The organism is Paenibacillus sp. NPDC057967, from assembly GCF_042887015.1.
Lineage (GTDB): Bacteria > Bacillota > Bacilli > Paenibacillales > Paenibacillaceae > Pristimantibacillus.
Map to the genome: position 1 here is coordinate 558,403 of NZ_JBHVQB010000001.1, position 12,030 is coordinate 570,432.

12 protein-coding genes are annotated in these 12,030 nt (G+C 52.8%); 3 read left to right on the forward strand and 9 right to left on the reverse strand.

From position 1 onward, the window contains the following. The first annotated feature begins 400 nt into the window (after positions 1–400). The gene (gene acnA, locus ACFVSO_RS02315) at positions 401–3,118 is read left to right on the forward strand and encodes an aconitate hydratase AcnA (protein WP_387469676.1); all 2,718 of its coding nucleotides are present in this window, start codon (positions 401–403) and stop codon (positions 3,116–3,118) included. Positions 3,119–3,238: 120 nt separating this feature from the next. Here acnA and ACFVSO_RS02320 read toward each other — a convergent pair whose 3' ends face one another. Beyond that, positions 3,239–3,982, reverse strand: a complete 744-nt coding sequence (locus ACFVSO_RS02320; RefSeq protein ID WP_387469678.1) for an IclR family transcriptional regulator — start codon at positions 3,980–3,982, stop codon at positions 3,239–3,241. A gap of 300 nt (positions 3,983–4,282) precedes the next feature. On the opposite strand from ACFVSO_RS02320, the gene ACFVSO_RS02325 reads away from it, so the two are divergent. After that, on the forward strand, positions 4,283–5,341 hold the full coding sequence (locus ACFVSO_RS02325) for an alpha/beta hydrolase (RefSeq protein WP_387469680.1): 1,059 nt from the start codon (positions 4,283–4,285) through the stop codon (positions 5,339–5,341). Between the two features lie 86 nt (positions 5,342–5,427). Here the strand turns inward: ACFVSO_RS02325 and folE are convergent, their stop codons facing one another. From folE to ACFVSO_RS02360, 7 genes are all read right to left on the reverse strand, one after another. Beyond that, on the reverse strand, positions 5,428–6,021 hold the full coding sequence (folE, locus tag ACFVSO_RS02330; protein WP_387469682.1) for a GTP cyclohydrolase I FolE: 594 nt from the start codon (positions 6,019–6,021) through the stop codon (positions 5,428–5,430). Between the two features lie 36 nt (positions 6,022–6,057). Then, positions 6,058–6,279: a YneF family protein gene (locus tag ACFVSO_RS02335; protein ID WP_387469684.1), complete on the reverse strand. Its 222-nt coding sequence runs from the start codon at positions 6,277–6,279 to the stop codon at positions 6,058–6,060. A 177-nt stretch (positions 6,280–6,456) separates the two neighbouring features. Next, positions 6,457–7,605 carry a tRNA epoxyqueuosine(34) reductase QueG gene (queG, locus tag ACFVSO_RS02340; protein WP_387469686.1) on the reverse strand — a complete coding sequence of 383 codons (1,149 nt, stop codon included), beginning with the start codon at positions 7,603–7,605 and terminating at the stop codon, positions 6,457–6,459. 3 nt (positions 7,606–7,608) lie between these two features. Beyond that, positions 7,609–8,043: a ribonuclease HI gene (gene rnhA / locus ACFVSO_RS02345; protein WP_387469688.1), complete on the reverse strand. Its 435-nt coding sequence runs from the start codon at positions 8,041–8,043 to the stop codon at positions 7,609–7,611. Between the two features lie 15 nt (positions 8,044–8,058). Beyond that, on the reverse strand, positions 8,059–8,586 hold the full coding sequence (lepB, locus tag ACFVSO_RS02350) for a signal peptidase I (protein WP_387469690.1): 528 nt from the start codon (positions 8,584–8,586) through the stop codon (positions 8,059–8,061). Continuing rightward, positions 8,583–9,140, reverse strand: a complete 558-nt coding sequence (locus tag ACFVSO_RS02355; RefSeq protein WP_387469692.1) for a DUF402 domain-containing protein — start codon at positions 9,138–9,140, stop codon at positions 8,583–8,585. Before ACFVSO_RS02355 ends, lepB begins: the two co-directional genes overlap by 4 nt. A gap of 139 nt (positions 9,141–9,279) precedes the next feature. Next, positions 9,280–9,702 (reverse strand): GNAT family N-acetyltransferase, encoded by a 423-nt coding sequence (locus ACFVSO_RS02360; RefSeq protein ID WP_387469694.1) that lies wholly within the window; start codon positions 9,700–9,702, stop codon positions 9,280–9,282. Between the two features lie 440 nt (positions 9,703–10,142). Here ACFVSO_RS02360 and ACFVSO_RS02365 point away from each other — a divergent pair, with 440 nt between their 5' ends. After that, positions 10,143–10,754, forward strand: coding sequence for a superoxide dismutase (locus tag ACFVSO_RS02365; RefSeq protein WP_387469696.1), 612 nt, complete (start codon positions 10,143–10,145; stop codon positions 10,752–10,754). A gap of 69 nt (positions 10,755–10,823) precedes the next feature. Here ACFVSO_RS02365 and ACFVSO_RS02370 read toward each other — a convergent pair whose 3' ends face one another. After that, a complete protein-coding gene (locus tag ACFVSO_RS02370; RefSeq protein ID WP_387469698.1) occupies positions 10,824–11,999 on the reverse strand; it encodes a response regulator transcription factor in 1,176 nt (391 codons plus the stop codon). Positions 12,000–12,030: the final 31 nt, after the last annotated feature.

The following is a 12,030-nucleotide window of genomic DNA, read 5'->3' on the forward strand; positions in this document are numbered from 1 at the left end:
CAGGTTCCGCCTGCTGCAATCCACGGTCAAGCGCAGCAGCAGACGCGACGGCGCGGCTTTTGGGCTTGCGATCCGCACGCTTCTTCCGTCCGCCTGCGGATGGGCGGTTACCTGATTTGGACAATCGCGTTCCCTCCCGATTCTGCCTGGCGTAGGCGCTTCCTGCTCGAACGCCCCTGCGGCAGGGATTAACTGCTTCATTATATGAAGGCATTCGGTCATTCATGTACCTTTTCTGTAAGCGGCGAGGCATCCATTCAGGCCAGACAGGATGGGAAAAAGGCTAACATTGGACTTTACGTACCCCCACTTTTAACGTTATACTAGACACATAGGGTTTTTGAAATTGTGTTTCGTCTAATGAAACTACAAAATTTACTACATGAAAAGGAGAATAGCGATGTCTAAACAAAATGAGTATTCTGTTCGCACAACGCTGGAGTCGGGCGGCAAATCGTACGCCTACTACCGTCTGGGCGGATTGGAAGAGCAAGGCCTTGGCGACATTTCCAAGCTTCCTTTCTCGATCAAAGTATTGCTGGAAGCAGCGGTGCGTCAATTCGACGGTCGCGCCATTACACCTGAGCATGTGAAGCAGCTTGCCAACTGGGCTAACGGCCGCGAAGACAAAGAAATTCCTTTCATTCCTGCACGTATCGTGCTTCAAGACTTTACGGGCGTTCCGGTTGTCGTTGACCTTGCCGCTATGCGCGACACGGTGAAGAAAGCCGGCGGAGATCCGAAGAAAATCAACCCGCTCGTTCCTGTCGATCTGGTTATCGACCACTCGATCATGGTTGACGCATTCGGTACTCCAGAAGCTCTGGAATACAACACTAAAGTAGAATTCGAGCGCAACGAAGAACGTTACCGTTTCCTTCGCTGGGCACAAACGGCATTCGATAACTTCCGCGCTGTTCCTCCTGGAACAGGTATCGTTCACCAGGTTAACCTGGAGTATCTGGCATCCGTGGCAGCTACGAAGACGATTGACGGCGAGACGGTCGTATATCCGGACTCCCTGGTAGGTACGGACTCCCATACTACAATGATCAACGGTCTTGGCGTTGTTGGCTGGGGCGTAGGCGGCATCGAGGCGGAAGCCGGCATGCTTGGCCAGCCGCTATACTTCGTTATGCCTGAGGTTATCGGCTTCAAGCTGACAGGCAGCCTGGCAGAAGGCTCCACAGCGACTGACCTGGCCCTGACCGTTACAGAAACGCTTCGTAAAAAAGGCGTTGTAGGCAAGTTCGTCGAATTCTTCGGCCCAGGCTTGTCCAACATTAGCCTGGCTGACCGTGCAACGGTTGCCAATATGGCTCCAGAGTACGGCGCTACAGTCGGCTTCTTCCCGGTTGACAGCGAGACACTTGACTTCATGCGCCAAACGGGCCGCCAAGAAGATCAAATCCAGCTCGTTGAAGCTTACTACAAAGCGCAAGACATGTTCCGCACCGATGCTACGCCGGACCCGGTATTCTCCGATGTGATCGAGCTTGACCTGTCGACGATCGTGCCTTCCCTGGCAGGACCGAAGCGCCCGCAGGACCGCGTGGAGCTGACTTCGATGAAGGAAGCCTTCAACAGCATCATCCGCACGCCGATCGACAAAGGCGGCTATGGCCTGTCCGATGAGAAGATCGAGCAAGTGGTTCCGGTACAGCACAATGACGGCGTTCAGACCAAGATGGGCACTGGCGCAGTCGTGATCGCGGCGATCACTAGCTGTACGAACACATCCAACCCAAGCGTTATGCTGGGCGCAGGCCTCGTGGCGAAAAAAGCCGTTGAGCGCGGTCTGACTAAGCCAGCTTACGTGAAGAGCTCCCTGACGCCAGGTTCCCTGGTCGTTACGGAATATTTGAAAAAAGCAAACCTGCTTGAATCGCTTGAAGCGCTGGGCTTCCACCTTGCAGGCTACGGTTGCGCAACTTGTATCGGCAACTCCGGCCCGCTTCCTGACGAAGTAAGCAAAGCGATCGCAGACAACGATATGACGGTAGCGGCTGTATTGTCCGGTAACCGTAACTTCGAAGGCCGCGTTCACGCTCAGGTGAAAGCGAACTACCTGGCTTCTCCTCCGCTTGTTGTCGCTTATGCGCTGGCAGGAACAGTGAATATCGACTTGGCTAATGATCCAATCGGACATGACCAAGACGGTCAGCCTGTATACCTGAAAGACATCTGGCCAACAAACGCTGAGATCAAGGAAGCTGTAGCCAAATCCTTGAACCCAGAAATGTTTAACGAGAAGTACGAGAACGTCTTTACGCAAAACGAGCGTTGGAACGCAATCGATGTACCGGAAGGCGAAAGCTACGAGTGGGACGCGAAGTCCACTTATATCCAAAACCCTCCGTTCTTCGAGAACCTGGGCTCCGATCTGTCTGACATTGCTGACATTCCTGCAGCTAACGTACTGGCGCTGATGGGCGATTCCGTTACGACGGACCATATCTCCCCTGCCGGCAACATTACCGTTAACAGCCCAGGCGGCAAATACCTGATCGACAACGGCGTAGAGCGCAAAGACTTCAACTCCTACGGCTCCCGTCGTGGTAACCATGAAGTAATGATGCGCGGCACATTCGCGAACATCCGTATCCGTAACCAAGTGGCTCCGGGCACAGAAGGCGGCGTAACGACTTACCTGCCTACTGGCGAAGTGATGTCCATCTACGATGCTTCCATGAAGTATCAGGCTGAAGGCAAAAACCTTGTCGTTATTGCCGGCAAAGAATACGGTACAGGAAGCTCGCGCGACTGGGCTGCCAAAGGTACGTACCTCCTGGGCGTAAAAGCGGTCATCGCTGAAAGCTTCGAGCGTATTCACCGCTCCAACCTGGTAGGCATGGGCGTGCTTCCGCTTCAGTTCCAGGAAGGCCAAAGCTGGAAGACGCTTAACATTACAGGAACGGAAAAGTTCGATATCTCCGGACTTTCCAACGATGTTCAGCCTGGTCAGACGGTAACCGTTAAGGCTACACGCGAAGACGGCTCGACCTTCGAATTCCTAGCGATCGTTCGTCTGGACTCCCTCGTTGACGTAGATTACTACCGCAACGGCGGCATCCTGCAAACGGTGCTTCGCCAAATGATCGCCAACATGCAATCCTAATCGCGGACCTGCGGCACGGCTAAGCCAAGCCGCTTCCACGGTGATACAAACACTCCGTTCTCTCGCTTATGCGAAGAACGGAGTGTTTTTTTGTACTTGGGTCATCTTCCGAACGACCGATTAACGTGTCATCGTCCCCATACGTCTCGACGACTCCATCATAACGGGCGCATAATCACGCATCGTAGCCAGCTTCAATCGGCTGGCAGGCCCCGACACGGACAAGGCCGCCACCATCGCTCCCGACCGGTCGAAGATCGGCGAGGACAGCGCTGCCGCCCCCTCCTCCCGCTCCTCGAAGCTGGTCGCATACCCTTGAGACAGAACCTCCTGCAATTGCAGCTTATATTGCTGGATATCGATAGCCGAAGGCCATGTCGGATCATGCAGGATGCTCTCTTGCGTCGCAGGATCGGAGTAAGCGATAAGCACCTTGCTGGAGGCGCCAGCGTACAGCGGCAATCTGACGCCTACAGGAGCAACTCTGCGTACAGCCTGGTTGCTCTGAACGGCCTGCCTTCTGATCCGCTCCGTGCCGTCCCGCACATAGATGCTGACCGTCTCGCCCAATTGATCGCGAAGCCTGACCATCTCGGGAAGCCAGATGGTCGCCAGATCATCCGAACGCGACAGGTTGGCCGACAACTCCCATACCTTAAGACCCAAGTGATAGCGATCTGTCTCCCGGTCACGCTCGATGAATCCCTTCTCCTCCAGCGTAGCCAGCATTCGGTGCACGGTGCTCTTATGAAGGCCTACATGCTCCGCAATTTCCGTCATCGCCCAATCCGTCTTTGATGTAAAGCAAAGCAATATGTCAAGCGCGCGGTCCACTGCCCGGACCGTAGATTTCCCCTCTTCCAACTTCCAGCACCTCCTCGTTCTTATTGTTTGAGCCCTCATTGGCATCTGATTTGAATCTATACCTAAACGATTCGAGTTTCATCGGCTGAAACCCTCTTTCAAAATGATTGAAATTGATTCTCAATTAGTATACCTCATTCACCCGACAATCGTAAAGCATTCCGCAACATTACAGATTGATTACAAGCCCCTAACAATCACACGACACGAATTGACAGGCTGCTAGGACTTTACTACCATTAGTATTAAACGATACGATAACGCTTTCATCATAGATTCCAACAAAGGGGGATGCTAGGTATGAACACCACGATTACGACAACACGCCCTCTGGAGAGCTTCGCTCCTGCGCTGCCCGCTCCCGCCATTCAGACGGAACTCGCTGTCCTTCCGCGAGCAAGAACAAGCGGACGGCACAAGCATCTTCTATTCGCTTCTATTGCGGCCTTGCTCGCAACCGTCCTGATCGCCATCATCGTCTTCCACGGTTATGTTGCCTGGATGCTCGCTTATCCTTACGTCGCACCATTGTCTTCCAATCCGCAGCATGCGATTGGAACAGCATACGAGGACGTTGTATTTCCCAGCCATAGCGGAGAGACGACCGTCAGCGGCTGGTATGTGCCTGCCGCCTCCGATAGCGAGGACAGCGCTGCTTCCACCCGGACCGTCGTATTCAGCCATGGCTACGGCGCCAATCGCGAGGAAGACTGGGTTCCCATGTATGATTTGACAAAGCTTCTGCATGATTTGAGATATAATGTGCTTCTTTTTGACTACGGCTATGCTTCCACGCAATACAAGGCTCCGGCAACCGGCGGACGCGAGGAGTCCCAGCAGCTGCTCGCAGCTGTCGAATACGCCAAGTCACGCGGAGCCGAGGACATTGTGGTATGGGGCTTCTCCATGGGCGCCGGAACGGCGCTGCAGACGGCCCTGCAGACGGACGAGATCGATGCAATGATTCTCGACAGTCTCTTTATTCCAAGCTCGGAAGCTTTGTTCGACAATCTCAATCAATTCGTTCCGCTGCCGAGATTTCCATCGCTGCCCCTCATTGAAACCATGATCCCGCTCTGGACGGGAAGCAGCTTCGGCTCCGTTCCAGCTGACGAAGTAATCGCGACGCCTTTCGATATGCCGATCTACATTATCCACGGCACCAAAGACGTCAAGGCTCCTTTCGGCACAGCCGAGGCGATTGCCGCCAACCAGAGCAATGCTCTGTCCCGTTCCTGGATCGTCCAGGACGGACAGCATGAGCTGCTGTTCCGCGCTCATCCTCGCGAATATGTGCAGCGCACGGCACTCTTCCTGAGTCAGGTCGACGGTCAGGTCCAAGCCAAACGCGAAGGTTGATCGAAAGACGTAAAAACGAGCATGCCCTCCATCCCAATGCTGCGGATAGAGAGCATGCTCGTTTATTCGTTAAAGCGATATGGCCATTATTGCTTAAGCAAAGCCAGAAACTCGGAACGAAGCGCCGAGCTTGTCCGGAATTCGCCGCGAACCGCCGATGTGACCGTCTTGCTGCCCGGCTTCTTCACGCCGCGCGCACACATGCAGAGATGCTCGCCTTCTACGACGACCATGACGCCATGAGGCGACAGCTCTTCATCCAGAATGTCGGCGATCTGCGATGTTATGCGCTCCTGAACTTGCAGCTTGCGTGTAACAGCTTCTACTAGCCTTGCCAGCTTGCTTAGTCCAGCAATCTTGCCGCTTGGAAGATAGCCGATATGGGCTTTGCCGAAGAACGGAGCCATATGATGCTCGCACTGGCTATAGTAGACGATATCCCGTACAATGACCAGTTCTTCATGCTGTTCGTCAAACGTAACGCCGAGCACTTCGCGCGGGTCTACCTCGTAGCCTGCGAATATTTCCTCGTACATGCGCGTGACCCGGGCAGGCGTCTCCAGCAGCCCTTCACGCTCCACGTCTTCCCCAATCAGCTTCAAAATTTCCTTCACATGAAACTCGATTTGCTCCCGGTTGTCCGATACCTTCGCATTGACGTAGTCTTTTCTTCCCGCCATTCGTCCTTCGCTCCTTCCGGCTCCTCGCTATAATCGCTATTTGCGAGGAAGCTTTTGGTTTTTCATCATATTTTGGGCGCGTGACATCTGTTGTTTATTCAGGTTGTATCCCATCTGCTTCGCCATGCGCTGAATCATCTCAGGATCGTTCTGCATCTTCTCGAGCTGCTTCCGCAAGTAGAAGACGCCCGCGATAAAGCCGCCTACGGCTCCGACGATCAGCGTTGCGATAGGAATTACGATATTATACCATTCCATCTATGTCACCTAACCCTTTCAATAATGGTTGATTAAATTTACTATTGAACCCTAACATCCCTGTATCATAGCATGTTCGTGCCTGTTCCGCAACGAATCGAACACGACATTTTGCATAAAAAATCGAGCCCTCGCCCGCGATTAACGCTAAGGCCAAGCGGCTCGATTCAACGTGTATTATTCTTGCTCCGCAGCCAGCATATGAATGGCGGAAGCAATCGCGTCGCGCGCCTCGGCATCGCTCTCTTCGCGCATCGCTTCATGCAGCGCTTCAGCGGCCTCTTCCCCTCCGATTCTGCCTAGCGACCATGCAGCCGTCCCTCGCAATACAGGCCTCGGGTCAAGCTTTAGCACGCCGATCAGATCGGGAACAGCCGTCTTCTCCTTGAAATTGCCGAGCGCGATGACCGCATTCCGCTGGATCGGCTTCTTCCCCCTCCAGGCAGAGGAAGTGAATCCGTACTGCTCTTTGAACTCGCGGTTGCCGATCGTCAGCATCGGAACCAATAATGGCTTCGCCAGCTCGTTATCGGGCTGCAGCTCCGGCTGATGCGTCCAGTTTTTGCCCCGGTTCACGGGACATACGACCTGGCAAGTATCGCAGCCGTACAGCCGGTTACCAATCTTGCGCATATATTCGTCAGATACCATGCCTTTGGTCTGGGTCAGGAAGGATATGCATTTCTGTGCATCCAGCTGGCCCGGGCCGACCAGCGCGCCCGTTGGGCAGGCGTCGATGCATTTGGTGCAAGTTTCGCAGCCTTCCGTCACAGGCGTATCCGGCGGCATTGGCAAATTCGTAATCATCTCGCCGAGATAAATCCATGATCCGAATTCAGGCGAGATGATCGCACAGTTCTTCGCGCTCCAGCCAAGCCCTGCACGCTCCGCTACGGCGCGGTCGGACAGTGCGCCCGTATCAACCATACTCTCCACTCTGGTCTCCGGTACGCGCTCCTTCAGCCATGCTTCCAGCCGCTCCAGACGGTTGCGAAGCACCTTATGGTAATCTTCGCCCCATGCCGACCTCGCCATAATGCCTCTTCTCGCTCCCGGCTCGGATTTCGGAGGATCGATCAGCTTAGAGGGATAAGCGATTGCAATCGCAATAATGCTCTGCGGATTGTCGAACAGAAGCGACGGATCGGTGCGCTTATCCAGATCCGGCTCTTCAAAGCCCGACTCTCTTCCCAGCTCCCGGTGACGGATCAGCCGGGCCTTCAGCGTCGTGAACACTTCAGCCGACGCTACGCCGACCGCATCGATGCCAAGCTCCTTCGCCGCATCCTTCATCTCTTGCTTCAATGTAATCCAATCGTATTTCATAGCCTACAACCGCTTTATCGCTTCACGGGCGAGCTCATCGCACCGATTATTGTATTCATTATCGCTATGGCCTTTTACCTTTACATACTCCACCGTGTGCAGCTTCATCAGCTCCCATAGCTGCTTCCACAAATCCTGATTTTCCACGGGCTCCTTTTTGCTGTTCTTCCAGCCGTTGCGCAGCCAGCCGTGAATCCAGCCCTTCTGGAAGCAATTCACGACATATGCGGAATCACTGTATACATGTACTCGGCAGGGCTCCTTAAGCAGATTGAGCCCTTCGATAACCGCCTGAATCTCCATCCGGTTATTCGTCGTCGCCCTCTCTCCGCCCGATATCTCCTTCTTATGCGCGCCGTAGAACAGAATCGCTCCCCACCCGCCGGGACCGGGATTGCCTGAGCAGGCGCCGTCCGTATAGATCATCACTTCTTTCAACTTCCGCACCTCCTGCTACAGCGTCTTCATTTCTTTAAGCGGCCATACGATAAAATCAGCCCTGCCTGTTATCCAGTCGCTCTGTACGGGACCGAAGCTTCTGCTGTCCAAGCTCGCCCGTTCATGCCGATTGTCTCCCATTACAAAGTACAGCCCTTCCCCAATCACAACGGGTCCGTAGCTTTCTCCCTCTATGATGGAATCGGTATAGCCCTCATCTACAAGCTCTCCGTTCCGGTACAGCTGTCCGCCGGCAATCTCGATACGGTCGCCCGGCTTGCCAACGACACGCTTCACCAGCAGCCGCTTCCCGTCTTCCGCTTCATAAGGGTCCTTCAGAACGACGACATCGCCGATATCGGGGCTTCCGAACAAAAAGACAAACTTATTGACGTAAAGCCACTCCTTCTCCTGCAGCGTCGGCTCCATGGAATGCCCTTCGACCGTAGACAGATGGAAGACAAAGTAATGAAGGAACAGAACGATAGCGATTGCAATAGCAGCCGTCTTCAACCAGTCCAGCAACAAAGCCTTCGGATTCATTCTTTCACCTCATTGCAGCTCGAGAGCCATTGCTCGTAATAAGCGAGAGCCGTCTTGTCCGAAAAGGGAGAAGCGCCGCGCTCGACGCGTCCCAGCAACTCGTTCATGCCCTCGCGTACTTTAACTAGAACGGACTGCGGATAATGATATTGATGCCTATGCTGCTCGAATTCGTCCCGATCGACAATATACCGGTTGCCGTCAGCCGTCCGGATGACATCCAGATCATAATCGATATAGGTCAAGATGCCATCATGAAGATACGGCGGCGAGGCGATGTTGCAATAATAACGGATGCCTCCCGTCTCCAGCAGCGCAACGACATTAAACCATTGCCCCGGTATAAAATAAGAAACCGCCGGCACTCGGCTTACCCATTGCTTGCCATCGGATTCCTGTATCGGCGTCTGCCGGTTAATGAGGACGATGACCGACTCCTCTTGATGTTCCTCTATGAGCAAATGACTCGGCACAATCCAATTCTGCTGCCAAAGCCGATGCATATGACCGTCATGCTTGAAACTTTTTATAATACAAGGTTCGAATGTGTTCATGCCTTTCGTGCTCCTCAAGTTCCTTATCATGCACTTTTTGAACAACCTCTTATAGTAATAAGAAAAGCATATCCGCAAGCCAATTGCAATGGCCTTACAGATATGCCCATGTCAAACACGAATGAATAACAATCTCTATCTAACCTGTTACGATACTAAGCTTTTGGAACGACCGGAAAAAATCCGAGGTTGCAAATCCCAATGATTCGTAGAGCGGGAGAACGGGTTCGTTATGCTCGTCCGCTGTAATCAGAATCTTGGATACATTGCGTTGCACAAAGCGCTGGCGCAAAGCCGTTACCAATCCTTTGCCGACGCCGCTGCGCTGATGCCCGGGCGATACCGCAATTCGGTAATAATAGCCTTTGTTGTTATCGATCGTGCCGATAATCATGCCGACGATTTCTGATTCTTTGACAGCGACTAGAACGAGATCGCTATCCCATGATAATTGACGAGCAAATGCTTCCATCGTTTGCTCATAACATTCCGTTGTCAGAACTTCTTCTAGCAGTTCCGTAAGCGGTTTGTAGTCGGACAACTGGAAGGAACGAACATTCATTCAATTAACACCTTCTACCATGTCATAGTCTCGTACCCGTATATAATACGACGAAATCATTTGTATTCCTTCTTTTTTCTTTAAATTTCTTTAAAAAATGTTTAAAATCGCCCGTTTTCTCATGAAAACGCTTTATTATAAGCGCTTACATTAAATATTGCTCCATTATTTCATGATATATTTTTCCATTCCCTATTAAGTTGTCGAGTGAGCAATTCCTTACGTTCTTACCGACCAGCCGTCAATCGTTCCCATTTTGCGTTCCCTGTTTCATTCTGCGCATAATTGTCTAAGGATAGGGATACGCTACTTTGCGGGCTTCAACGATGCCTGTATGCCCGTCTGCAACGGCAAGCGACTTTTTCAACATAAATGTTGATTTATTCGCTCCGATAGGGGATAATGAAGTGGATCAACTACATATTCAGGAGGTAATAATCATGGCACATCAACTACCTGCTTTGCCTTATGCGCACAATGCGCTTGAGCCGCACATCGATGCGACTACAATGGAAATTCACCACGGACGTCACCACAACACGTACGTGACGAACCTGAACGCTGCTCTGGAATCTGCTCCTGAGCTGCAAAACAAATCGATCGAAGAGCTGATCGGCGATCTGGCTAGCGTGCCTGAATCCATCCGCACAGCTGTACGCAACAATGGCGGCGGCCATGCGAACCACAGCCTGTTCTGGGAAACGATCGGCCCTAACGCTGGCGGCGCTCCTACTGGCGCTCTGGCAGCGGCAATCGACAGCGAGCTGGGCGGCCTTGAGGCGTTCAAAGCTGACTTTGCAAAAGCGGCTACAACTCGTTTCGGCAGCGGCTGGGCATTCCTGGCTGTAGCGAACGGTAAGCTGAAAGTATACAGCCTGCCTAACCAAGACAGCCCGATCATGGAAGGCGAAACGCCAATCCTAGGCCTGGACGTATGGGAGCATGCTTACTACCTGAACTACCAAAACAAACGCCCTGACTACATTGCAGCTTTCTGGAACGTAGTGAACTGGGACGAAGTCGGCAAGCGTTACGAAGCTGCCGTTAAATAATAACCGAGCACTGAAGAAGCCTCCTCCCGCATTGGCGGAAGGAGGCTTCTTTCTTGCCGAGGCAGCCCGTTAGACTTTCGCTTGCTCCGCGCGAAAGTGGCTGGGCGTGCAGTCGTAATGCTTGCGGAACACCTGCGTGAAATGGCGAACGTCGGGATATCCGACAAGCTCGGCGATTCGAGTAATCGACAAGTGGGGATCGGCGAGCAGCTCTTCCGCCCGCTCCATCCGCAGCTTCGTCACATACTCCTTGTAGCCGGTTCCTGTCTTTTGCTTGAACAGCTTGCTGAAGTATACCGGATTCAGATAAACAACTGAAGAGACAATCTCCAGCGACAAATTCTCCTGAAAGTTGCTTTTCATATATTGAATGGCGATGTCGATGACGTCGTTTTTGCCCGCCGCCGCAGGATCGTCTCCGGTATGGGCTTCCTTGTCCGTCGTATGGAACTTCTGAATTTCATCCGGTATGTTATAGAAATCGTATAGCAATTCGCTCATATAGAACTGATAAGGGACTTGCAGGCATCGCTCTAGCTGCTTGACTGCCTCTTGCTTGAATGCAGCACTCTTCATATCCTCCTGCAGCGTCAGTACCCCTACAAGAAAATCGCCGTCCAGATTGACGATAAAGCCCCTCCCGTGCCGCTCGATCAGCTCCGTCATCACATTCTCCACAATGAAATTGCCTAGCGTCAGCTCCGGATCATTGTCCAGCTTAATCGCCAGCAGATGAAACTGCTCATGCTCATCCCGTATGGAACGAAGGTCAAAATTGCCGATATCAAGCCCCTGCACCCATCTGCGGAATACCGCCTCGCGCAGATAGTTCAGATTTTGCTCCAGCAAGCCTCTGCCTGTCGGCCCGGCCGACTCCAGTCTCCACTCCTCCAGCAGCGACGTAACGGAATGAACCACTTGATCCTTGCCGAACGGCTTCAGAATATAATCCTTCGCGCCCAGGCGCAGCGCTTCCTGCGCATAGGCAAACTCGGAATAGGCCGATACGACAATCCACTTGATTCCTTTATGCGTATGTCTTGCCTCTGCAAGCAGCTCCAGACCGTTCATGCCCGGCATCATAATATCCAGAAAGACGACATGAATGCGCTCGCCATGAAGCAATGCGAGCGCATCATCCGCCGATGCAGCCGTGCTGACCGTTACGTCATCGAACACGCTGCTTATCGTTCGTTTCAATCCTTCCCGGATCGTCCTTTCATCGTCAACGATGAGTATGTGCATGTCTCTCCCCCCTTGACGAACTTCAGTCCTG